Origin of the sequence: Arthrobacter sunyaminii (assembly GCF_018866305.1) — a bacterium.
Classification (GTDB): Bacteria; Actinomycetota; Actinomycetes; order Actinomycetales; family Micrococcaceae; genus Arthrobacter_B; species Arthrobacter_B sunyaminii.
In genome coordinates, this window is sequence record NZ_CP076456.1 from 204,589 (window position 1) to 227,217 (window position 22,629).

The following is a 22,629-nucleotide window of genomic DNA, read 5'->3' on the forward strand; positions in this document are numbered from 1 at the left end:
AACCCCTTTAGCGAGCAGGAGTCGGCTATGGAACCCTCACCCAGCGCCACCGGCATGGCCCTTTCCGCCGACGGCACCCGCATCGCCTGGTCCCGGCAGGGCGACGGTCCACCCCTGGTGATCGTGGATCCGCTGACAGCTGACCGCAACAGTTCCAGTACCCGGGCCCTGGCGCAGCTGCTCTCCGGAAACCACACCGTCTACACGTATGACCGGCGCGGACTGGGTGAAAGCGACGTGGGGGAGGAGTATACGGCCGAGTCCGACGTTGATGACCTGCTGGCAGTGGTGCAGGTGGCCGGCGGAAGGGCAGACCTCTACGGGTTCGCGTCTGGTGCCTTCCTGGCGCTGCGCGCCGCCGAGGAATCCGCCGTGATCACGCGGGTTGTCGCGCTGGAGCCGACCCTGGCCCTGGAGGAGGGCGAAGACGAGATGCTGGTGCTGCAGACGGAACTTGAGGGACTCGGCGGTGTGCAGGTGCCCGTGCTGGTGCTGGCAGGGAGCGCCAGCGGCAACGAAACGCAGGATCTGGCCCGGCGGGCCGCCGATGCCCTGGAGGAAGGGGAGTTCCAGCTGCTGGAAGGCAACACCGCCAGTGTGCCGGAGACCGCCCTGGCCGATGCCATCGAATCTTTCCTGAGCTGAGACACGCAGCCGGGCGTAAGCTGGTGCCCGATCCAGAGCCCACCGAAGGACGGCAGATGACACACGTCAATAACCCCGCAGTTGTCGAAGCACTTCTGACCAACAAGGGCGCCCGCTGGGCGGTGGTGGGCCTGTCCAACAATCCGCGCCGCACCGCCGTCGGCGTCTCCCGTTACATCCAGGACCACCTCGGAATGGAAATCATCCCGGTGAGCCTGAAGGGAGACGATGTCCACGGCAACAAGGGCTACCGGCAGCTCAGCGAAATCCCCGGACAGATCGACGTCGTTGACTGCTTCGTGAATTCCTCCCGTGTCGGGAACATAGTGGACCAGGCCATCGAGGCAGGCGCCAAGGCGGTGTGGCTCCAGCTGGGCGTGATCGACGAGGCAGCGGCGCAGCGGGCGGCCGACGCCGGGCTGGACGTGGTCATGGACACCTGTCCCGTCATCGAAGCTCCCCGGTTCGGTCTCTGATCCGTTACAGCTTGGCGAACCGGGCGCGCAGGATCCCGGTGTACAACCCGTAACAGATCATTCCGGCGCCCACGGCTCCCAGCGCCAGCACGCCGAAGGGCTGCTCGCGCAGGGCGCGGAGTGCGCCGTCGAGCCCGGTGGACTTCTCCGGGTCGGCCGTGAAAGCAGCCACCATCACAAGGAGGCCCAGAATAGCCAGGGACACTCCCTTGGCGACAAAGCCCAGCGTGCCGGTAATGGTGACGGCGCGGTCCCAGATGCCCGCCGGAATCGCCGTCAAATCCTTGCGGAAACGTCCGGTGGCGCCCTTGAAAATGAAATAGCCGCCAACACCGACGATGCCAAGTCCCACCAGGCCCAGCAGGACGGCGCCCGCCGGCTGCGCCATCAGCTTGGCGCTCCAGCCTGCGGAACTCTCGCCGCTATCCGTGCCGCCGCCCAGGGCTACGGTGCCGAAGGATACGCCGATGGCACCGTAGGTGATGGCCTGGGTGGCCGCGGAGCCTCGCACTTTCCAGGCGTCTTTGCCCTGCAGCCCGCGGCCGTCCAGCCAGACGCGCGATGCCTGAAACAGCGCGAGGGCGAGGCAGCCCAGGAAACAGATCCAGAGCAGGACCAGTCCGCCCGGCTGGGCGGCCAGGGCAGAGACGGCGCCGGAGGAATCCGCGCTGCCGCCGCTGCCGGACGCAATCTGCAGGGCGATCACGCCGATGAGCAGGTGCAGCACTCCGCTGGCGACGTATCCCATGCGTGCGGCCCGCTCAAACCCCTGTGAATCCGCCGCTTTTTCCGCGGCCGAAGCGAGCCGGTCCCCATGTCCTGTGCGAGCCAAAACTGTCCTCCGTTAGGTGAGCACACGTGCGGTGTGTGGCGGGTTGATGCTGGTCTGGCTTCCATTTTGTCACCTGTGGCGCGGCCTGGGGCGACGTACTACGCTCGGATGATGGACGCGGCAGAGGTAAGGCGGTTGTGCCTGGGCTTCCCGGGCGCTTACGAGGACTTCCCCTTTGGTCCGGAATCGTCCGTGTTCAAGGTCCAGGCAACCGGCGGCAAGGCGAAAATGTTTGCCCTGTGTGCGCTGGCCGGTCTTCCGCTGACGATCAGCCTGAAGTGCGAGCCGGAGTTGGCCCGGCAGCTGCGGGCCGCGCATCCGCAAATCAACGGTGCCTGGCACATGAACAAGACCCACTGGAATTCCGTGGTGCTGGATGACGGACTGGAGGACGGGCTGGTGCGCGATTTGGTGGAGGATTCCTATGATCTGGTGGTGGCCTCCCTTCCGGCACGGGACCGCGAGTCGCTGGCCTGGAAAGGGCTGGCGGGTGGATGAGCCGGGATCTGAGCTATGCGGAAAGCGGCTACACCCGCCGGCCCTATCCGCAGCCGCTGACCGACCGGTGGCCTGAAGGCTACCGGCTGGTGCTGCGCCGGGAGAGTTTTGACATTCCGGATCCGGCGGCCGGGTACCTGCGGCTGGCCAGCGGAATTCTGAACTGGGATTTGCACCGGAGAAGCGGGCTGCGGGTGGCGCCGGGCACGCCGCGTGCGGCGCCGGGAGTGGAAATGGCCTCCGGGATCGGCGCGGGACCGCTGCGCTACTACGCTCCCTGCCGGGTTTTGTGGGCTGATGAGCCAGCAGTGGACGACGACGGCACCCCGGTTCCGGGGCAGCGGGCCGGCTTCGGCTACGGAACCCTTCGCGGGCATCCGGAACGGGGCGAAGAGGGTTTCTACGCTGAACTGGACGGCGACGGAAAGCTCATCTTCCGCATCGCTGCCTACAGCCGCCCTGCCAACAAGGTGATAGCTGCCGGAGACTTCGCCAACCGTGCAGTGCAGGCCTTCATCACCCGGCGGTACCTGGGCGCAGCCTACAAACTCGCGTCCGGCAACTGATCACGGAGCAGGACAAACGTCAGTCCCAGGCCCGGGATTTCTACCGGCATAAAACCGGCGGTGAGCAGGAGTTCCTGCGAGGCGGTGTTCTCTTCCTCCGTGTGGGCAATGACCCGGGAGACGGTGGGCTCGTCCAGAGCCACCCGGGAGAGCGCAAGCAGTGACTCAGTTGCGTAGCCCTGATTGCGGCGGGAAGGAACCACGCTGTAGCTCACCTCCGCGTCGCCCGCCTCAGGCAGCATCAGGAAACCAATGGTTCCCACCACCTCGCCCGTCTTCTGCTCGCGGATAACCCGCGTCGCCAGGGCAGGGGCAGCGGTGTGAAGGCCCTGTTCAAAAAACTGCCGGGCGGCGTCGAGGTCCGTGGGCTGGGGAAAGTCCTCGGCCCAGTCTGGCAGCCGGGACTGGCTAATAAGGGCATCCATCTCTGCGGGAGACATGGTCTCCAGGCGCAGCCGTTCGGTGAGCACACTCGTGGAGGGTGCCGAACGTTCCGGGGTAAGGGTCACAGCATAATTGTGCACGTCAGACGGCCCGTGCCCTCACTCAGGGAAAGAGATCTTCCCCACATCGTGACAGAGGGCGGCAGGGGCGGCCCCGGACGGGACGAGCACCTGCCGCCCTCAGCGGACGGAGAGGAGGTTAGCCGAAATGCTTCGGCAGGGTTCCCTCGTGGGCTTCCTTCAACTCGGACAGGGGCAGCGAGAAGCGGCCCTGGAAGTCCAGCGCCTCAATCTCGGTGTCCACCACGCCAATACGCATGTGCGCATAGCCGCGGGCCGAGCACATGTCCTTGAAACGGACCTCTTCACTGCGGGCCACGGACACCAGGGCACGGGACTGGGACTCGGAGAACAGCATCGTGAACAGGTCCACGCCGTCGCGTTCGCAGACCTCGTCCAGCCCAATGCGGGCACCCACGCCGAAGCGCAGCGCCATCTCGGACAGGGCCGCTGCGAGACCGCCTTCGGAGAGGTCATGCGCGGCGTCGATCATGCCGTCGCGGGAGGCGTTGACCAGCAGTTCGCCGAGCAGCTTTTCCGTCTTCAGGTCCACCGCGGGCGGCTGTCCGCCCAGGTGGCCGTGCAGGTTGGCGAATTCTGAGCCGTCCAGCTCGTCCTTCGTGACGCCCATCAGGTAGATGGCCTGACCGTCTTCGCGCCAGCCCGACGGCGTGCGGCGGGCGACGTCGTCGAACACGCCCAGCACACCCACCACGGGGGTGGGGTGGATGGCAACGCCGCCGGTCTGGTTGTACAGGGAGACGTTGCCGCCTGTGACCGGGATGCCCAGTTCCTGGCAGCCGTCGGCCAGGCCGCGGACGGCCTCGGCGAACTGCCACATAACCTCGGGATCCTCGGGGGAGCCGAAGTTCAGGCAGTCGGTCACCGCCAGCGGGGTGGCCCCGGAGGTGGCCACGTTGCGGTAGGACTCGGCCAGGGCCAGACGCGCACCCTCGTAAGGGTTGAGGTAGGTGTAACGGCCATTGGCGTCGGTGGAGATGGCCACGCCCAAACCGGTTGTCTCATCCACGCGGATGACACCGGCGTCGTCGGGCATTGCCAGTGCGGTGTTGCCCTGGACGTAGCGGTCAAACTGGTTGGTGACCCAGGACTTGTCGCACATGTTGGGGGAAGCCATCAGCTCCAGGATGGATGCCTTGATGGCCTCGGCGCCGAACGGGCGGGAGCCGGCAAAAGCGTCGGCCTGCACCTTGTCCTGCCATTCGGGGCGGTGGAAGGGGCGGTGGTACACCGGGCCCTCGTGCGCCACGGTCTTGGGATCGACGTCGACGATCGTTTCGCCGTCCCAGTCGATGATCAGCCGGCCGGTGCCGGTGACCTCGCCGAGCCAGGAGTACTCCACGTTCCACTTGTCCATGATGGCCTCGAACGCCTCAACGTTCTCCGGCGTGACCACGGCCATCATGCGTTCCTGCGACTCTGACATCAGGATTTCGCCCGGGGTCAGGGTGGGATCGCGCAGCAGCACGTTGGTGAGCTCCACGTGCATGCCGCCGTCGCCGTTGGACGCCAGTTCCGACGTCGCGCAGGAAATGCCGGCCGCGCCCAGGTCCTGGATGCCCTCCACCACGGAAGCCTTGAACAGTTCCAGGCAGCACTCGATGAGGACCTTTTCCGCGAACGGATCGCCCACCTGCACGGCGGGGCGCTTGGACGGTTTGGTGGCGTCGAAGGATTCGGAGGCCAGCACTGAGGCGCCGCCGATGCCGTCGCCGCCGGTGCGCGCACCGAACAGGACCACCTTGTTGCCCACGCCGGAGGCGTTGGCCAGGCGGATGTCCTCGTGGCGCATGACGCCCACGGCCAGCGCGTTGACCAGCGGGTTGCCCTGGTAGACGGAGTCAAAGACCACTTCGCCGCCGATGTTGGGCAGGCCCAGGGAGTTGCCGTAGCCGCCGATGCCGGAGACGATGCCGTGCACCAGCCGGGCGGTGTCGGGGTGGTCGATGGCGCCGAAACGCAGCGGATCCATCACGGCCACCGGGCGGGCGCCCATGGAAATGATGTCGCGGACAATGCCGCCGACGCCGGTCGCGGCGCCCTGGTAGGGCTCCACGAAGGAGGGGTGGTTGTGGGATTCCACCTTGAAGGTCACGGCCCAGCCCTCGCCGATGTCCACGACGCCGGCGTTCTCGCCGATGCCCACCAGCAGGTGCTCCTTCATCTTCTCGGTGACCTTCTCACCGAACTGTTTCAGGTGCACCTTGGAGGACTTGTAGGAGCAGTGCTCGGACCACATGACCGAGTACATGGCCAGTTCCGCCGCGGTGGGGCGGCGGCCCAGGATTTCCACAACGCGGTTGTATTCGTCTTCCTTCAGGCCGAGTTCGGCCCAGGGGAGATCGGTGTCCGGGGTCGCGGCGGCGTGCTCGACGGTGTCGATGCGGAATTTCTTCGCTCCGGCGGGGGAGTCTGCGGAAACTGTCATTTATTTGCCTCCGGCAACAAGCGAGGTGAGAACTGAGGTGAAAATGCCCAGGCCGTCGGTGCCGTAGCCCAGCCCGACCTCGCCGTAGGCGGAGGAATCCGGGCCGAAGCCGGCCTCTACCGCATGTTCGGGGTGCGGCATGAGTCCCACGACGTTGCCGGCGGCGTTGGTGATGCCGGCAATGTTCCGGCGCGAGCCGTTGGGGTTGGCGCCGTCGTAGCGGAACACCACGCGGCCTTCACCCTCGAGCTCGTCCAGCGTCTTTTCATCCGCGACGTACTGGCCGTCCTGGTTTTTCAGTGGAATGACCATGCCGGAGTTTTTCTCGTAGGAACCGGTCCAGGCCGTGGTGTTGTTTTCCACGCGCAGGAGCTGGTCCGCGCAGGAGAACTTGAGGTGGTTGTTCTTGATCATGGAGCCGGGCAGCAGATGTGCCTCGGTGAGGATCTGGAAGCCGTTGCAGATGCCCAGCACGGGCATGCCGCCCTTGGAGGCATCCACCACCTTGTCCATCAGCGGCGCAAAGCGGGCGATGGCCCCGGCGCGGAGGTAGTCCCCGTAGGAGAAACCGCCGGGGATGATGACGGCGTCCACGCTTTGCAGGTTCGCTTCGTTGTGCCAGAGGCCGACGGCGGTGCCGCCGGCGAGCGTTACCGCACGGGCGGCGTCGCGGTCGTCCAGGGTGCCGGGGAAGGTGACAATGCCAATCCGCACGGCCCGCAGGGCATCGTTTTCGGGGGCGACGGAGAAGTCGCCGATCAGGGGAGTGCTCAAAATCAGGCCTCCGGGATTACTTCAACGCGGGTGACGTCTTCAATAACGGGGTTGGACAGCAGCGTGGCGGCTGCCGTGCGTGCCTGCTCGAGGACTTCTTCAGTCACGTCGCCGTCCACGGTCAGTTCGAAGCGCTTGCCCTGGCGGACGCCGGTAAATCCGGTCAGGCCCAGGCGCGGGAGGGCGCCGGCGATGGCCTTGCCCTGCGGATCGAGGATTTCGGGTTTGGGCATAACGTCAACAACGATCCGGGGCATCCGGGCAACTCCTGTGAGAGAAAATGGGTGGCCGCGGACCCTGCCGTCTCACGCTGATTCAGCGCTCCGCGAGCTTGCACTGTCCAGTCTAGCGGCGTTTTCCGTGCCCGTCCTTTCGTGTCTTTCAGGGGTCCGGAACGGCCCTTTCGGCGGGGCCGCTAGTGGTCCAGCAGCCGCTGCACGAACTGGCGGGTGCGCTCCTGCTTCGGGGCCGCAAGAACCTCCGAGGGCGGCCCCTCCTCCACGACAACGCCCCCGTCCATGAAGATGACGCGGTCTGCCACATCCCGTGCGAAGCGAAGCTCGTGCGTGACAAGCAGCATTGTCCAGCCCTCGGCTGCGAGTTCACGGATGGCCTCCAGGACCTCACCCACGAGTTCCGGATCCAGTGCGGAGGTGGGCTCGTCGAAAAGCAGCAGGCGCGGCTTGAGGGCGAGTGCCCGGGCTATGCCCACCCGCTGCTGCTGGCCGCCGGAGAGCTGATAAGGATAAGAGTCGCTCTTGTCGGCAAGCCCAACGCGTTCCAGCAGGGCCAGCGCGTCTGCGGAGGCTTCCTCCCGGGGGCGCCGCTGCACCCGAACCGGCCCCTCCATCACGTTTTCCAGCACCGTGCGGTGGGGAAACAGGTTGTAGTGCTGGAAAACCATGGCGCTGTGTTCCCGCAATCCCGACACCGTGCGGCGCGGAGGTTTGCTGCCGAAGTCCACCGCGGCCCCTTCGGCAAACTGCACCGTCCCCAAGCCAGGTACCTCCAGGCCGTTGAGGCAGCGCAGGACGGTGGTTTTGCCTGATCCGCTGGGACCAATCAGTGCAACCACTTGGCCGCGGCGGATGTCCAGGTCAATTCCCTTGAGCACTTCCACCGGGCCGAAGCGTTTGTGGAGGCCGCGGACGGTAAGGACGTCGGACCCGGCCGGGTTCTCATTTGGCGACATGGCGGTCCAGCCTCCTTTCAAGGGCTGATTGTCCCGTGGACAGGACGAGGCAGATCATCCAATAGATGAAGGCGGCCTCAATGTAGAGGGCCATAAACTCCCGGCTGAAGGCCGCTATCTCCTGTGCCTGCCGGAAGAGCTCGGTGACGAGGATCAGCGAGGCGAGGGAAGTGTCCTTGACCAGGCTGATGAAGGTGTTCGAGAGTGGCGGCACCGATACCCGTGCCGCCTGGGGGAGGATCACGCGGATGAGGGTCTGCGCGGGGGACATCCGGATGGTGTACGCCGCTTCCCACTGGCCGCGCGGGACGGAGAGGATGGCGGCCCTGATGACTTCGGCCGCATAACCGCCCACGTTGAGGGAGAACGCGATGACGGCGCTGGGCCACGGGGGAACCAGCACTCCGATGGAAGGCAGCCCGTAAAAGATGACAAAGAGCTGGACCAGCAGCGGCGTGCCCCGGACAACCGACACGTAGGCGCGGGCAATGCCGGAGAGGATCCGCACCTTCGACAGGCGCATCAGGGCGATGCCGAGCGCAATGGCCAGACCCAGGACAAACGAGACCAGGGCCAGCGGGATGGTGCCCTTTACCGCTCCTTCCACAAGGGGCAGGAAGGAGCGCAGGACAAGGTCCCAGGTCGACTCATCCACGGACGGACCTACTCGGAGACGTTCTCGCCGAAGTACTTCTCCGAGATCTCGGCGAGCGTTCCGTCAGCACGCAGTTCGGACAGTGCTTCGTTCACGGCGTCGCGCAGTTCAGTGTTGCCCTTCGCGAAGGCGAAGGCCGAAAGCGCGGGGTCATCGGTTTCGGCGGCGACCTCCAGCGGGGCGTCAGGGGTCTGCTGCATGTAGTCCAGGTACGTGAGCTTGTCATTGACCGTCGCGTCAACGCGTCCCTGCTCCAGCAGGGCCACTGCCTGGGCCCAGCCCTCCACGGCTTCGACTTTTGCCCCGTTTTCCTGCGCCAGTGTGTACCAGTTGCTGGTGAGGGACTGCGCGGTGGTCTTGTCCTTCAGATCCGCAAAGGAGCTGATGGACGATTCGCCGGCGGGTACCACAATGACCCCCGGGCTCACGGTGTAGGGCTCGGAGAACTCGTATGATTCCTCGCGCTGGGGGTTGATGGACACCTGATTGGCGATCATGGCAAAACGGTTGGCCTCCAGCCCGGCAAAGATGGCGTCCCACTGCGTTTCTTCGAACTCCACGTCAAGGCCGAGTTTGTCCGCTACGGCCTCGGTGATTTCGATGTCATATCCGGTCAGGTCACCCGAACCGTCAGTGTGGAAGCTGAACGGACGGTAGGTGCCTTCCGTGCCAACCACTATGGTGCCGGCTTCCTGAATGGCCTCAAGTCCGGTGGGAGCGGTGGCGGCGTCATCAGTCCCGCCTGACCCGCAGGCAGCAAGCGTCAGGGTCCCGGTGGCCAGTGCGAGTGCTGCGAGGGTCTTGTGGATGCGCATGAGTCTCCTAGGGGTGTGGCAGACACACTACGCACTGGCGGCGGGATCTGCACGCAGCTTGTTACGTTGCGTGCAGATCCCGCCTGGCCCGGTCAGGCCGGCACGCTGATCTGGAACCCGCAGCGGCACCGCAGCACTGTGGTGTCCAGCTGGACCTCGGGAACGGGAGTGCCGTCCGGGTCGGTGAAGACGGGTTCAAAAATGGACGCTATGGCGCTGTCCTTGGGCTGCATCGGCTCTCCGCAGTGCAGATACTGTGCGGTGGTGCTGTCCGATTTCAGTTGCCGTGCACGCACGGACGAGTGCCGCACCGGATGGCCATAAAAGCTGTCGCATTCCGAGCAGGTGTAGCTGATTTCCAGGAACTCCGCTGCATCATCGCCAACGGCCGGTTCCACGGATTCAATAATGAGGTAGTCATCCGTTCCGCACTGGGTACACCAGGGAACGTAGGGTTCAGGCGCAGGGTCTGCTTCGCCTTCGGGTCGTGCCTGCGTTGACATTTGTGCCTCCAGATATGGTCCGGGCGGAAGACCTCCGGCCGGATCGGATACTAAGCATGCTTAATGATTTTACGTAGTGAAGGGGTAGGGAACAAGTCTTCGAAGGCAGGCGGATGGAAGATGAGCTGCGTCACGGCCGCTAGAGTGGGTGCGTGAAAGCTCTAACCGTGAAGCCGGCCGTGATGCGCCGGTTCATCAATCTTTGGCCGCCCTTTGTTTTTTCCGGCATTCACATCACGCATCTGGGCGCTGATTCGCTGTCCGCAGAGGTGCGGCTGCGGTTGCACTGGTGGAACCGCAATGTAGCGGGGGTGCATTTCGGCGGGTCGCTTTTTGCCATGACGGATCCCTTTTGGATGATGCTTCTGCTGCGTCATCTGGGCGCGGACCACGTGGTGTGGGACCGGGCGGCGGAAATCGATTTCATCAAGCCCGGCCGCGGCGAGGTCACGGCCCGCTTTGTCCTGGCACCGGCCGACGTGGAGCGCCTCAGGAAGCTGGCTGCCGGCGGGGACAAGGTCCTGGAGTGGTTCTCCGTGGACGTGGTGGATGCCGACGGCGGTGTGGTGGCGCGGGTGCGCAAGCAGGTCTACGTCCGCCGCAAGCAGGAGCGGAACAAGACAGTAGCTGGCTAACCGAACGCTCGGACCGGCCGCTACAGGTTTCCCTCCGCCGGGCCGAGCAGGGCGGTAAGGCTCTCCCACCGGCCGATTTCACAGCCGTCCCGCAGCGAGAAGGTGCGGTCCACGGCTTCGCCGTTCACAGTGCCGGTGACATGGGCGCGCTGCTGCCCCTTGATGATCTGCGTGCACATCAGATTTGCGTCCGGGGCGGCAAACAGCGCGCTTCCCTGCTCCGCCAGTCCTGCGCAGGCCGCTGCCGGATCCGGTGCGTCGGAGCTGCCCACGGGGGTGGCGCCGTCGCACTGCAATGTCCAGGTTGCGCTGGTGGTCTCACCGTCTTGCCGGTACTCCACGGTCAGCGAGGTCCCGGCTGATGATGCATCCGGTGCCGTAGTTCCTCCGGCTGACGGGGATGCTGAGGGGGAAGCAGAGGAAGAAGCAGAAGAGGAAGCAGATGGAGAGGCAGAGTCGGCTGACGGTGCGCCGGCGGAGTCGCCGCACGCCGACAGGGCAAGGGCGGCAACACCAAGGACAAGCAGTCCTCGAAGGGAACGGAACATGGGCGAGACCTCCGGGTAGGGTGGCCCCAGCCTAGCCAATTCCGCCGGTTTCGTCCGCATCCGCTGCAGCACGCGCCTGAGCTAGGAAATATGGTCCCTGGCCGGGGTAATAGTCACCGAACTCCGGAACCGTGGCGCCTCCGCGGACAGCCGCCAGCCGGTCCAGATAGTATTCCCAGCCGGGCCCCACGCCTTCCGCAGCCAGCGGATCGTCCAGATGATGAATGAAATCCAACCGGGTTCCGCCGGAATGGCCCTGGAAACGGATCTCCAGATCCCAGCTGCCGTACTCGTCCTTCACCAGCAGGCGAAGCAGTTCAGGGGCGGTGCATTCGGAGACCTGCAGCCGGCTCCACGGCAGCCCATCCTCATAGAGCATCTGAAGATCCAGCCATGATCCCCGGGCGGGGGTGCCCTGCCAGCGTCCAAACCAGGAGGCCGTTTGGGCGGAATCCGTGAAACTGGACCAGACGGCGTCCGGCGGTTCCGAAAACAACCGGGAAAAAGTCAGGTCGTAGGATTCCGGTCCGGTGCGGGTGATCCTGCCGGTGGGTTGTGGCTCCATAGCTGCTCCTGAAGGGGTTCCAGCAGGCCAAGGATGCGGGCCCGCAGCAGTTGTGATTCTTCACTGAACTGTCGCTGGGCGGCAGCATATTCACTCCGGCCGCCCGGGGTTTCCACACGGATTGGAGAGTAGCCCCAATCCTGCAAATCGTAGGGGGAGGCCTGCATGTCCATGGTTCGAATGCGCCAGGACAGTTCAAAGCAGTCCATGACCAGTTCGCTCGGCAGCAGCGGAACCAGCTTGTAGGCCCACTTGTAGAGGTCCATGTTGGCGTGCAGGCAGCCGGGCTGCTCCAGGTCAACCTGGTTTTCGCGGGTGGGCCGGAGTTCATTCAGGGGCACCGCCTGCGGTGCGTAGAAACGGAATGCGTCGAAGTGGGTGCACCGGATCTTGCTGCGCTCCACGAGCTCGTCAGTTCCCTGCGCACCCAGGCGGAGCTGCAGGTATTCATGTCTGATGCCGTTGGTGTCCGACTTGTAAGCCATCGCCCACTCATGCATGCCGAAGCAGCCCAGTGTTGCCTTCCGTGCGGCAGTGCGGGCAAGCAGCCTGGCAGTGAAGGCAGTGGCGTCTCCCCGCGCCGCCGCAAAGGCGGGCAGGTCCACGGTCACCGCCGTCGTGCCGGCGCCGAGTCCCGCCGCTGCAAGTTCCGGCTCGCTGAGGGGGCGGTAAAATTTCCAGTCTTTGCGCTCGCCGGCCGCCGTCCCGGCCAGGACGACGCCGGCCCCCGGATGCCAGCGCAGCAGCTGTCCGGGCTTCTGGGAGTAGTAGGTAAAGAGGAAATCTTCCACGGGGTGCTTTTGCCCCGCGGACCGGCGGGACAGGAATCCCTCCGCGAAAGGCTGCACGCGCTCCCGGTGCTGCTGAACCAGCGGCAGCCACTGATCCTCTCGGAGGACGGCGGAGAAAGCGGAAGAAGTCACGCAATCATTATCCCGCTCCAGCTCCCCGTTGTGGGGCCCGGTGCCGTTGCTGCGGCCCCCGGGGACCGAATCAGTTCTGATCCGCTGCCACTGCCAACTGTGCGGACTCAATCAGACGCCGCATGGCTTCATTCAGTTCCTGCACCTGGTCCCGGGTCAGATTCAACCGTTCCAGCATGGTGCCCGGGACCTCAGCAGCCTTCCCCCGAAGGGAACGTCCGGCTTCCGTCAGCTCCACGGCCAGGGACCGGTCATCTTCCGGTGCACGGTTGCGTGTGAGGAGCCCGGCCGCCTCCAGTCGCTTGAGCATCGGGGACAAGGTGGCCGGCTCCATGGCCAGGGCCGCACCGAGGCTGCGGACGCTTCGCGGGCTCTGCTCCCAGAGGGCAAGCATGACCAGATACTGCGGATGGGTGAGACCGAGTTTTTCCAGCACGGGTTTGTAGGCGCCGACAACGCTTCGGGAGGCCACGGACAGGGCAAAGCACAGCTGATGTTCCAGCAGGAGGTCCTCATCAACCCGGCTCATGTCCTCATCCCTTCTTGAAATCATTAGTGCACTAATGATTAGCGTACTATGGGCTGCAGGCAAGGAAGTTGCGAAAGGTGCAGGACATGGCTGACAAAGAGAGCTTTACCTCAAAATTCATGCGGACAACCGGCAAGGTCCGGTTGATTTTCGGTCCTGCCCAGACCAGTGCCCTGGACCATCCCATGACGGATGAAAACCAGCAGCTGCTCAAGGAACAGCAGGCCCAGGAGAAGGCTCTTTGGGAAACGGTTACGCGCGCCGACGGCAGCAGTTACATCGTTTCCCGCAAGCCTGAGTAGCAACTCCGAGAAAACCCGATACCGACGTTTGCGTATTCGACCCGTACCACCGCGGTGAGCGCGTACGGTTGATTAACCCGGAACCCAGGCCACCTGCGTCTGGACGGACTTCCGGCCTCAACCGCACAAGGAACTTTCCATGAGCGCTGAAATCCCTCCCCGGCCTGCACCCTTCGCCCACGGCGCCGGGATGGCCGGTCGGGTGGCCCGCCTGGTCTCCGTTTTCTACGGAGATGCTGAACGCGATCGCGTAACCGAACCCGTACGCCATCTGCATGACGATCTGGAAAATGAGATCGACGACCAGCTACGGTCCATTCGGGTGGAAACGGATGCAGACGGCAGGCACTACGCCGTCCGGGTTACCGACCCGGCGGAACCTGAGCCGCCGGGACTGCCCCTGTCCTACCGGAACTATTCGCTTCGTCCGCCGCTGCCCCCGGACGCCTAAACAGCCGTTCTAGCGGCCGGTGCCGCCGTACACGGTGGCCTCGGCTTCGCCGTCGAGCCCGAATGCGGCATGGACGGCGCGGACAGCCGTGTTCAGAAGCGCGGCGTCAGTGACAACCGAGATGCGGATTTCCGACGTGGAGATCATGTCGATGTTCACCCCGGCCAGATGCAGTGCTTCGAAGAACTTGTGCGAGACGCCCGGGTTGGAGCGCATGCCGGCGCCGATCAGGGACAGCTTGCCGATCTGCTCGTTGTAGTCGATGCTGTCGAAGCCCACCTCCGCCTTGGCCGCGTTCAGGGCTGCCATGGCCGCCTGGCCGTCAACGATCGGCAGGGTGAAGGAGATATCCGTCTTTCCCGAGCCCTGGGTGGAGACGTTCTGCACGATCATGTCGATGTTCGTGTTGGCACCGGCCACGATGCCGAAGATCTCTGCCGCCTTGCCGGGGATGTCCGGCACGCCCACCACGGTGAGCTTGGCTTCGGAGCGGTCATGTGCGACGCCGGAAATGATGGGCTGTTCCAAGGGTTCTCCCTCTTGAATCTTGATCTTGTCATCGGGGCTGGGCAGGACCCAGGTTCCCTCGTGCTGGCTGAAGGAGGAGCGCACATGCAGCGGAACGCCAAAACGGCGGGCGTACTCCACGCAGCGCAGGTGCAGGATCTTGGCTCCGGACGCCGCCATTTCCAGCATTTCCTCGCTGGAGATGGTGTCAATCTTCTGAGCGGTGGGGGCCACGCGGGGATCCGCGGTGTAAATGCCGTCCACGTCGGTGTAGATCTCGCAGACGTCAGCGCCCAGCGCGGCGGCCAGCGCGACGGCGGTCGTGTCCGAACCGCCGCGGCCCAGCGTGGTGATGTCGTGGCTGTCCCGGCTCATGCCCTGGAACCCGGCGACAATGGCGACGTCGCCCTTCTCGATGGCCGTCTTGATCCGGTGCGGCGAAACATCAATGATGCGGGCCTTGCCGTGGATGGCATCGGTGATCATGCCGGCCTGGCTGCCGGTGAAGGATTGGGCGGATCCGCCGCGTTCGTTGATGGCCATGGCCAGCAGCGCCATGGAAATACGTTCACCGGCGCTCAGCAGCATGTCCATCTCGCGGGCGTTTCCGCCGGAGGTAATCTGCGCGGCCAAATCCAGCAGTTCATCGGTGCTGTCACCCATGGCGGAAACCACCACCACCACCTCGTTGCCGGCGGCGTGAGTGTCCACAACCCGCTGGGCAACGCGCTTGATGCCTTCGGCGTCCGACACGGAGGAACCGCCGAATTTCTGAACTATCAGGCTCATGCGTACACGCTCTCTGAATCACTTCCGGTTTGCTGCCCGGCGACGTCCTCGGCGCAGTGCATCTGATGTCATCCCCGGCAGTCCAGGGAAGCCGGGCCACGGATACTGTGGCCAATCATCAAAAGTCTAGCGTTGCGGCCTGAACCGGCCGAAATAGAGGGGACATATGCACTTAATGTCACGTTCGGGCAGGTCCGGGGGGATGCCGGATGCTTCCGAGGTGCAGACGGGACCCGGAGAACCGGCTAGGACATGCTGCGCCGGCCCTCGAAGGCCCGGCCCAGCGTAATTTCGTCGGCGTATTCCAGGTCCCCGCCCACCGGCAGGCCGGACGCCAGCCGTGTGACGTTGATGCCCAGCGTCTTGAGCATGCGGGACAGGTACGTGGCCGTCGCTTCGCCTTCGAGGTTGGGGTCCGTGGCGATGATGATTTCGGAGATCTGCTCGTCCGAGAGCCGGCTGAGGAGCTCACGGATGCGAAGCTGGTCCGGTCCGATTCCGGCAATGGGATTAATGGCGCCGCCCAGCACGTGGTACCGGCCGCGGAAGGACCGGGTGCGTTCCACCGCAATGACGTCCTTGGACTCTTCAACCACGCAGATCATGGTCGGGTCCCGGCGGCTGTCGCGGCAGATGGCACACGTTTCCTGCTCGGTAACGTTGCCGCAGATGCTGCAGAACTTCACCTTGTCCTTAACCGTGACGATGGAGGACGCCAGTTTCCGCATGTCCTCCGGATCCGCTTCCAGAATGTGGAAGGCAATGCGCTGGGCGGACTTGGGGCCAATCCCCGGAAGCCGTCCCAGCTCATCAATCAGTTCCTGAACTGCGCCTTCGTACACGTGACCTTCTCTGCTGGATTGGTGCGCCGCCGTTGGGGCTGCGTTGGTGCTGCCGTTACCGGACGATCCCGCCGGCAAGCCGACGGGAGTGCATTGTCAGTCGGACCGCGGAAACGGCGGGTTACCGGCCGTCGACGCTGCGTTCTTCGATCAATCGGCCGCCCAAGATTCGCTCGATGGCTTTCCTGCCCACCAGCCCGGAATCTTCAAGCCGGATGTCATCCGCGCTGGGGATGTCTTCCACCAAGTTTACTGTGCTGCGCCCGGCGGAGGGGTTTGCCGAACCGCTGCGCGCGGCAGCTTCATTGAGCAGTTTTTGATACCGGCTCAGCGGCCGCCCGTCGTTGCCCGGCCCGGGCGCGGCGGTGGGAGGCACCGCAGCGGAAGGGGCGGACCGCTGTGCCTGCGGCTGCACGGGCGCGCTTGCGGACGACGACGATGCCTGGGCCGATCCTGCCTGGGCCGGTGCTGCTTGTGCCGCCGTGGACGGGGCGCCCTGGGCTGCCTGTGTTCCGCCCGCTTGCCGGGCCGGTGACGAACCTGTGCCGGCCCAGTTAGTGGCAGCCCATTCGCTGTCGGACAGATTGCCGGACGAGTACACGTCAACGGGCGGCTCGGCCTGCTCCCAGGCGTTGCTTTCCGGACCGCCGGCATACGGATCCTCCGGCGGCTCCTGCTGCCAGTCATCCGGCAGCGGGCCGGGTTCGACGGAAGTGCTTCGGCCGCCGCGGCCCGGGAACCGCGAAGAGGACGAGGACTGCTGTGCTGAACCCTGCTGGGGGCCGGAACCTTGCTGGGGGCTTTGCCCGCGGCGACGGTTCAGGGCAGCGGCAGCCGCGGGACCGGAAACAACGGCCGAGGAGCCGTGGGCGCGCTGTGGCTGCGCTGACGGTCCTGAGGCGTCGGGACGTGCCGGCCCGCTGGGCTGTTCTGGGCTGACGGACGGTGCCGAGCTGCTGGGCGGTACCGAGTTGCTGGACGGTACCGAGCTGCTGGACGGTACCGGCATGCTGGGTGGCGCCGGGCGATCGGAACTGACCTGGGCAGCCGGAGCTGCGGCGCGTGCGGGGGAATTTACGGAAGCCGCCTGTGCCGACGACACAGCCGGAGCCTGTGCCGAATGGCCGACGGATTGCTGGGACGGAGCCTGGACCTGAGCGGGAGCCGGCGCCGGGGTTAACCGGCTACCTGCTTTTGGGCCCGACTCACCCGCCGAACTGTCATGCACCACATTGACCTGGCAATCCAATCCAAGGACCTGGCTGACCGCCTTCCGGAGGTTCTCCAGATGGTCCGGGCGGTTGAAGTTTGTGGCGGCGCCCTGATTACTGAACGCCAGCTGCAGGATTCGCCCGTCGAAGGACTTGGGGCTGGCGTTCTTGCTGACATTGAGCCATGTGGCGCGGCGGATTCCCGTGAGGGCATCCATGATTTCAGGCCACGCGCGGCGGATCATTTCGATCTGGCCGCCCGAAGCATCACCGGCACCACCCGTCTGCTGCGCGGCAGGGGCTGGAGTTGCGGGTGCCTGTGCCGCGGAAGGTGCCTGCCGGGGATCCCGTTCTGCAGGTGCAGGTGCAGGTGCAGGAGCGGCCGGACCGGCAGCCGTGGCCGGAGGCGTTGCACCGTTGCCGGCAAATCCGGACGGGGCGGCCGCCGCGGAGCCTTGGAACGTGTTTGTTGCGCCCTGCGGTTCCGGTGCAGTTGCCCACGTTCCGCCCCAGTCCAGGGGAGAACTGTCCGCAGCACCTGTTGAACCCGAAGTCTCGGCAGCACTCGAAGCGGCCGCAGCTGCCGGCACGGCATCCGGTCGGGATTCAGCCGGCGCTGCCGGTGCATCCGCAACCACGGCGGGTGTCTCCGGTGCCGCCGTCGGGCGTGCCGCCGGGATGGATTCCACCGGCGACGACGCAGCTGCAGCCCGGCCCACGGCCTCGGTGCTGTCCCCGGCGTAGCTCAGGCGCCGTTCAATGCGGTCTACACGTGCGGCGGTGCCGCGTTCGGTCTGGTCCGAGGCCGGCAGCAGGATGCGTGCACACAGCAGCTCCAGGTGCAGCCGCGGGGACGTGGCGCCGGTCATTTCCGTCAGCGCGGTGTTGGTGATGTCTGCGGCGCGGGAGAGCTCGGCGCCGCCTAGCTGGGTTGCCTGCGTGCTCATCCGGTTGATCTGATCTTCCGGCATCCCACGCAGCACCGCAGCGGCGCTGTCCGGCATGGCGTGGACAATAATCAGGTCGCGGAAGCGTTCCAGCAGGTCCTCGACAAACCGGCGGGGGTCCTGGCCGGTCTGGATGACGCGGTCCACGGCGCGGAAGACGGTGGCGGCGTCGCCAGCCGCGAAGGCGTCTACGACGTCGTCGAGCAGCGAGATGGGCGTGTAGCCCAGGAGGTTGACGGCCAGCTCGTAGTCCAACCCAGATTCTCCGGCGCCGGCCATCAGCTGGTCCAGCACCGAAAGCGAGTCGCGCACGGATCCGCCGCCGGCACGGATCACCAGGGACAGGACGCCGGGGGCAACCGGAACGTTTTCCTGCTGGCAAAGCTTGTCCAGGTAGGCCAGGAGCGGTTCAGGCGGAACCAGACGGAACGGATAGTGGTGGGTGCGGGACCGGATGGTGCCGATCACCTTGTCCGGCTCCGTGGTGGCGAAGATGAACTTGATGTGCTCCGGCGGTTCTTCGACGATCTTCAGCAGCGCATTGAAGCCGGCGGACGTGACCATATGGGCCTCGTCGATAATGAAAATCTTGTAGCGGTCGCGGACCGGGGCAAAGGTGGCGCGTTCGCGCAGGTCGCGGGCGTCGTCGACACCGCCGTGGCTGGCGGCGTCAATCTCGATGACATCGAGGCTGCCGGAGCCGTTGCGGGCCAGCTCGACGCAGCTGTCGCACTTGCCGCAGGGGACCGGCGTCGGGCCCTCGGCGCAGTTCAGGCAGCGCGCAAGGATGCGTGCGGAAGTGGTTTTGCCGCAGCCTCGGGGGCCGGAGAAGAGATAGGCGTGATTAACGCGGTTTTTGGAGAGCGCCGCCATCAGCGGTTCAGTGACGTGCTCCTGCCCGATCACATCCGCGAAGCTCTCGGGACGGTAGCGGCGGTAAAGGGCTGTACTCACAGATAGAACCCTATCGGTTGGCACTGACGGTTTGCATCCCGGCACCTGGGGCGGGGAAAACCTGTTGGTCCTGAAAAAATTAAAGACCCCCCATGCACCTGCCAGAGCCCGCTTACCCTTGCTACCTTCCGGTCCTGGGGGAGTTCACAGGATGACACCACATGAGGGGCCGCGAACCAGTCTACCCGATTTTTTGAGTGCTTATGCGGCGGCCGGCTCCAGGAGGTTCTGCCTGCCCTTCGGGGCTCTTGTTTGCCCCTGAACGCGACCTGTATTTAGGAGACACGCAGAATATAGGAGAGCCGCAGAGGAGGCGAATCCGAGGGTCAGAGCGGCGTCCGTATGTAGCGGTACATGTCCTTCCACTGCGTCCCCACCTTCTGCCAGGAGGGCAGCAGTGCATCCCTTCTGTAGCCGGCCCGTTCCGCCGTACGCCAGGACCCCTCATTCCATGGCTCTATATACAGGTGGATTCGGCGCATGTTCGCCTCCGTCAGGGCCCACTCCGTCAGCAGGTCCAGTGCGGCACCCGCATAGCCCTGTTTCCGGTGGTCCGGGCCGATCCAATATCCGATGGTGTCCGGGTTGCTGGTCCGGCGGGAGGATTGCCCCGGCCACAAGCCGATCTGGCCCACGGCAGTATCGGAGGAGGCATCGGCAATGGCGAAGGACCAGCCGGATCCGCTGTGCAGCCGCTGATGCTGGCGTTCTATGAATGCCAGGGCTTCGGAGAAGCCGGAGGTAGAGGGCACGGAGGTGATGAGGGGAATCAGGGGATCCCGGGACGCCGATTGGATAAGTTCGACGTCGGCGGCTGTGAAAGCACGCAGCATCACCCGGGTGCCGGCAGTGTGGGAGGGGGACGTGAGGACGGGGAGTTCGAGCGGAATGCTCAGCGCCCGCTTATGGGACGACGGCATGGCACTCCCTCCTATTGCTCCTCGGCCCAGGAAGCCGTTGCGGGGACAACTTCCTGTCCCCTTATCCTTAGCTGCACTGTGTACCCATGCACTGTGTACCCAATCTGCACTATGTCCCTATCTATAGCGTGTCCGCTACCTATCCTGCAGGGCTCCGGCGTCAGCCGGATCTTTCGGACTCTTCCCACGCGCTCCGGCATCCGTTTGGGACGGGAGCGGAGGAGGCTTGGGGACGGTTTGAGGCCGATTTGCGGGTGGGTCAAAACCTGTGTAAAGTCTTCTAAGTCGCCGCGGCCGGGAGTTGGAAAACATCCCGAGCATGGCGGCCAAACCCCACCAAAAACATCCTGGTGATCCTTCCTGCGCCTTACGGCCCGGGAGCGGAAAGCCGGGGCTTTTGCGCGGGCTCAGCCGGACAAAATGAAGCACACTTCGGGAATTGCCCCGAATTGCCAAATAGGGTCCGGATGAAATAGAATAAAGAAACACTGCAGCGAAGAGAAAAGAAAAACATTCTTTGTTTTTCCGAGTATTTCGGATGCATCTGTTGTTTGAGAACTCAATAGTGTGCCAAGTTTATTGATACCAATTATTTTAATTGGTTGAACTGGTTGTTTCCGCCCACCCCGTGGGTTGGGAGCAGCTTTTTTAGCTGGTTTCGAATTTAGTGCAGGACTGTGCAGCCAATTTTCCTTGGCTCCGGTCTTGTGTCTGTAACACATTTACGGAGAGTTTGATCCTGGCTCAGGATGAACGCTGGCGGCGTGCTTAACACATGCAAGTCGAACGATGACTTTTGTGCTTGCACAAAATGATTAGTGGCGAACGGGTGAGTAACACGTGAGTAACCTGCCCTTAACTTCGGGATAAGCCTGGGAAACCGGGTCTAATACCGGATACGACGGATTCCCGCATGGGGGTCCGTGGAAAGCTTGATGCGGTTTTGGATGGACTCGCGGCCTATCAGCTAGTTGGTTGGGGTAATGGCCCACCAAGGCGACGACGGGTAGCCGGCCTGAGAGGGTGACCGGCCACACTGGGACTGAGACACGGCCCAGACTCCTACGGGAGGCAGCAGTGGGGAATATTGCACAATGGGCGAAAGCCTGATGCAGCGACGCCGCGTGAGGGACGAAGGCCTTCGGGTTGTAAACCTCTTTCAGCAGGGAAGAAGCGAAAGTGACGGTACCTGCAGAAGAAGCGCCGGCTAACTACGTGCCAGCAGCCGCGGTAATACGTAGGGCGCAAGCGTTATCCGGAATTATTGGGCGTAAAGAGCTCGTAGGCGGTTTGTCGCGTCTGCTGTGAAAGCCCGGGGCTCAACCCCGGGTCTGCAGTGGGTACGGGCAGACTAGAGTGCAGTAGGGGAGACTGGAATTCCTGGTGTAGCGGTGAAATGCGCAGATATCAGGAGGAACACCGATGGCGAAGGCAGGTCTCTGGGCTGTAACTGACGCTGAGGAGCGAAAGCATGGGGAGCGAACAGGATTAGATACCCTGGTAGTCCATGCCGTAAACGTTGGGCACTAGGTGTGGGGGACATTCCACGTTTTCCGCGCCGTAGCTAACGCATTAAGTGCCCCGCCTGGGGAGTACGGCCGCAAGGCTAAAACTCAAAGGAATTGACGGGGGCCCGCACAAGCGGCGGAGCATGCGGATTAATTCGATGCAACGCGAAGAACCTTACCAAGGCTTGACATGAACCGGAAAGGCCTGGAAACAGGTCCCCCACTTGTGGCCGGTTTACAGGTGGTGCATGGTTGTCGTCAGCTCGTGTCGTGAGATGTTGGGTTAAGTCCCGCAACGAGCGCAACCCTCGTTCTATGTTGCCAGCGGGTTATGCCGGGGACTCATAGGAGACTGCCGGGGTCAACTCGGAGGAAGGTGGGGACGACGTCAAATCATCATGCCCCTTATGTCTTGGGCTTCACGCATGCTACAATGGCCGGTACAAAGGGTTGCGATACTGTGAGGTGGAGCTAATCCCAAAAAGCCGGTCTCAGTTCGGATTGAGGTCTGCAACTCGACCTCATGAAGTTGGAGTCGCTAGTAATCGCAGATCAGCAACGCTGCGGTGAATACGTTCCCGGGCCTTGTACACACCGCCCGTCAAGTCACGAAAGTTGGTAACACCCGAAGCCGGTGGCCTAACCCCTTGTGGGAGGGAGCCGTCGAAGGTGGGACCGGCGATTGGGACTAAGTCGTAACAAGGTAGCCGTACCGGAAGGTGCGGCTGGATCACCTCCTTTCTAAGGAGCACCTCAAAGTTTTCGTGTTCTTCCACAGTGTTGGATGCGGGCTTTGCAGGAGATGCCCATATCGGGAACATATGTTTTCCGGTGGGTGCTCAAGGGTGGAATATCAATAGGCAGGTGCCCGGCGTTGAGCCCGGCAGCACAGTACGTTCTTCCTTCGGGGAGGACTGGAAACGCTGCCGGTGTCTTCAAGTACCGGGTTTTTCCGTTTGGCACACTGTTGGGTCCTGAAATAACAGGACCGAAGAATTTCAAGCCTTCATTGGAGGGGTTGGAAGGGACACGGGTTCGTGTTGTTTCTGATTGTTCCTGCGCAGGCCCAAGACTTCCACGGTGAATACGT

Annotated in this window: 24 protein-coding genes, 1 rRNA gene and 1 other RNA gene; 8 read left to right on the forward strand and 18 right to left on the reverse strand. The window is 64.0% G+C overall.

Annotation, left to right across the window (positions count from 1 at the left end; genetic code table 11):
• The first annotated feature begins 27 nt into the window (after positions 1-27).
• Positions 28-645: an alpha/beta fold hydrolase gene (locus tag KG104_RS01015; protein WP_104159915.1), complete on the forward strand. Its 618-nt coding sequence runs from the start codon at positions 28-30 to the stop codon at positions 643-645.
• Positions 646-701: 56 nt separating this feature from the next.
• Positions 702-1,121: a CoA-binding protein gene (locus KG104_RS01020; RefSeq protein WP_104053633.1), complete on the forward strand. Its 420-nt coding sequence runs from the start codon at positions 702-704 to the stop codon at positions 1,119-1,121.
• Positions 1,122-1,125: 4 nt separating this feature from the next.
• On the opposite strand, the gene KG104_RS01025 is transcribed toward KG104_RS01020, so the two are convergent.
• On the reverse strand, positions 1,126-1,953 hold the full coding sequence (locus KG104_RS01025; protein WP_237685526.1) for a DUF1206 domain-containing protein: 828 nt from the start codon (positions 1,951-1,953) through the stop codon (positions 1,126-1,128).
• A gap of 111 nt (positions 1,954-2,064) precedes the next feature.
• On the opposite strand from KG104_RS01025, the gene KG104_RS01030 reads away from it, so the two are divergent.
• Together KG104_RS01030 and KG104_RS01035 are read left to right on the forward strand one after the other, a co-directional pair.
• Positions 2,065-2,451, forward strand: coding sequence for an MmcQ/YjbR family DNA-binding protein (locus tag KG104_RS01030; RefSeq protein ID WP_104160627.1), 387 nt, complete (start codon positions 2,065-2,067; stop codon positions 2,449-2,451).
• Complete coding sequence (locus KG104_RS01035) at positions 2,448-3,017, forward strand: DUF1990 family protein (protein ID WP_207348603.1); 570 nt, start codon at positions 2,448-2,450, stop codon at positions 3,015-3,017. The genes KG104_RS01030 and KG104_RS01035 overlap by 4 nt, the downstream gene beginning before the upstream one ends.
• Here the strand turns inward: KG104_RS01035 and KG104_RS01040 are convergent.
• The 8 genes from KG104_RS01040 to KG104_RS01075 form a co-directional block, all read right to left on the reverse strand.
• Entirely contained in the window at positions 2,993-3,526 is a 534-nt protein-coding gene (locus KG104_RS01040) for a GNAT family N-acetyltransferase (protein WP_207348604.1), read from the reverse strand. The genes KG104_RS01035 and KG104_RS01040 overlap by 25 nt on opposite strands.
• 133 nt (positions 3,527-3,659) lie before the next feature.
• Positions 3,660-5,969, reverse strand: a complete 2,310-nt coding sequence (gene purL, locus KG104_RS01045; RefSeq protein ID WP_207348605.1) for a phosphoribosylformylglycinamidine synthase subunit PurL — start codon at positions 5,967-5,969, stop codon at positions 3,660-3,662.
• Positions 5,970-6,746 carry a phosphoribosylformylglycinamidine synthase subunit PurQ gene (gene purQ, locus KG104_RS01050; protein WP_372434211.1) on the reverse strand — a complete coding sequence of 259 codons (777 nt, stop codon included), beginning with the start codon at positions 6,744-6,746 and terminating at the stop codon, positions 5,970-5,972.
• The gene (gene purS / locus KG104_RS01055; protein WP_104053637.1) at positions 6,746-7,000 is read right to left on the reverse strand and encodes a phosphoribosylformylglycinamidine synthase subunit PurS; all 255 of its coding nucleotides are present in this window, start codon (positions 6,998-7,000) and stop codon (positions 6,746-6,748) included. The genes purQ and purS overlap by 1 nt, the downstream gene beginning before the upstream one ends.
• 158 nt (positions 7,001-7,158) lie before the next feature.
• Positions 7,159-7,935 carry an amino acid ABC transporter ATP-binding protein gene (locus KG104_RS01060; RefSeq protein ID WP_207348606.1) on the reverse strand — a complete coding sequence of 259 codons (777 nt, stop codon included), beginning with the start codon at positions 7,933-7,935 and terminating at the stop codon, positions 7,159-7,161.
• Positions 7,922-8,590, reverse strand: a complete 669-nt coding sequence (locus KG104_RS01065) for an amino acid ABC transporter permease (RefSeq protein ID WP_104159909.1) — start codon at positions 8,588-8,590, stop codon at positions 7,922-7,924. Before KG104_RS01065 ends, KG104_RS01060 begins: the two co-directional genes overlap by 14 nt.
• 8 nt (positions 8,591-8,598) lie before the next feature.
• On the reverse strand, positions 8,599-9,405 hold the full coding sequence (locus KG104_RS01070) for an amino acid ABC transporter substrate-binding protein (RefSeq protein WP_207348607.1): 807 nt from the start codon (positions 9,403-9,405) through the stop codon (positions 8,599-8,601).
• Between the two features lie 92 nt (positions 9,406-9,497).
• Complete coding sequence (locus KG104_RS01075) at positions 9,498-9,908, reverse strand: hypothetical protein (RefSeq protein WP_237687300.1); 411 nt, start codon at positions 9,906-9,908, stop codon at positions 9,498-9,500.
• Between the two features lie 152 nt (positions 9,909-10,060).
• Between KG104_RS01075 and KG104_RS01080 the strand changes: the two genes are divergently transcribed.
• Positions 10,061-10,543: a DUF4442 domain-containing protein gene (locus tag KG104_RS01080; protein ID WP_237688641.1), complete on the forward strand. Its 483-nt coding sequence runs from the start codon at positions 10,061-10,063 to the stop codon at positions 10,541-10,543.
• A gap of 20 nt (positions 10,544-10,563) precedes the next feature.
• On the opposite strand, the gene KG104_RS01085 is transcribed toward KG104_RS01080, so the two are convergent.
• From KG104_RS01085 to KG104_RS01100, 4 genes are all read right to left on the reverse strand, one after another.
• Positions 10,564-11,091 (reverse strand): hypothetical protein, encoded by a 528-nt coding sequence (locus KG104_RS01085; RefSeq protein WP_207348608.1) that lies wholly within the window; start codon positions 11,089-11,091, stop codon positions 10,564-10,566.
• 31 nt (positions 11,092-11,122) lie between these two features.
• Positions 11,123-11,656: an SRPBCC domain-containing protein gene (locus KG104_RS01090; protein WP_207348609.1), complete on the reverse strand. Its 534-nt coding sequence runs from the start codon at positions 11,654-11,656 to the stop codon at positions 11,123-11,125.
• Positions 11,599-12,579, reverse strand: coding sequence for a 3-methyladenine DNA glycosylase (locus tag KG104_RS01095; protein WP_207348610.1), 981 nt, complete (start codon positions 12,577-12,579; stop codon positions 11,599-11,601). Before KG104_RS01095 ends, KG104_RS01090 begins: the two co-directional genes overlap by 58 nt.
• Before the next feature lie 70 nt (positions 12,580-12,649).
• Positions 12,650-13,108 (reverse strand): MarR family winged helix-turn-helix transcriptional regulator, encoded by a 459-nt coding sequence (locus KG104_RS01100; RefSeq protein WP_237685524.1) that lies wholly within the window; start codon positions 13,106-13,108, stop codon positions 12,650-12,652.
• 86 nt (positions 13,109-13,194) lie between these two features.
• On the opposite strand from KG104_RS01100, the gene KG104_RS01105 reads away from it, so the two are divergent.
• Both KG104_RS01105 and KG104_RS01110 read left to right on the forward strand, forming a co-directional pair.
• Positions 13,195-13,410, forward strand: coding sequence for a hypothetical protein (locus KG104_RS01105; RefSeq protein ID WP_104102893.1), 216 nt, complete (start codon positions 13,195-13,197; stop codon positions 13,408-13,410).
• Positions 13,411-13,549: 139 nt separating this feature from the next.
• Positions 13,550-13,861, forward strand: a complete 312-nt coding sequence (locus KG104_RS01110; RefSeq protein ID WP_207348612.1) for a hypothetical protein — start codon at positions 13,550-13,552, stop codon at positions 13,859-13,861.
• Between the two features lie 9 nt (positions 13,862-13,870).
• On the opposite strand, the gene KG104_RS01115 is transcribed toward KG104_RS01110, so the two are convergent.
• The 5 genes from KG104_RS01115 to KG104_RS01135 all read right to left on the reverse strand — a co-directional run bounded on the left by KG104_RS01115 (position 13,871) and on the right by KG104_RS01135 (position 20,031).
• Positions 13,871-15,157: an aspartate kinase gene (locus KG104_RS01115; RefSeq protein WP_104159903.1), complete on the reverse strand. Its 1,287-nt coding sequence runs from the start codon at positions 15,155-15,157 to the stop codon at positions 13,871-13,873.
• A gap of 245 nt (positions 15,158-15,402) precedes the next feature.
• Complete coding sequence (recR, locus tag KG104_RS01120; protein WP_104053647.1) at positions 15,403-15,999, reverse strand: recombination mediator RecR; 597 nt, start codon at positions 15,997-15,999, stop codon at positions 15,403-15,405.
• A 121-nt stretch (positions 16,000-16,120) separates the two neighbouring features.
• Positions 16,121-19,111 carry a DNA polymerase III subunit gamma and tau gene (locus tag KG104_RS01125; RefSeq protein WP_207348613.1) on the reverse strand — a complete coding sequence of 997 codons (2,991 nt, stop codon included), beginning with the start codon at positions 19,109-19,111 and terminating at the stop codon, positions 16,121-16,123.
• 78 nt (positions 19,112-19,189) lie between these two features.
• An RNA gene (gene ffs / locus KG104_RS01130) (signal recognition particle sRNA small type) lies at positions 19,190-19,285 on the reverse strand.
• A 152-nt stretch (positions 19,286-19,437) separates the two neighbouring features.
• Positions 19,438-20,031, reverse strand: a complete 594-nt coding sequence (locus KG104_RS01135; protein WP_207348614.1) for a GNAT family N-acetyltransferase — start codon at positions 20,029-20,031, stop codon at positions 19,438-19,440.
• A gap of 721 nt (positions 20,032-20,752) precedes the next feature.
• Here KG104_RS01135 and KG104_RS01140 point away from each other — a divergent pair.
• Positions 20,753-22,280 (forward strand): 16S ribosomal RNA (locus KG104_RS01140).
• Positions 22,281-22,629: the final 349 nt, after the last annotated feature.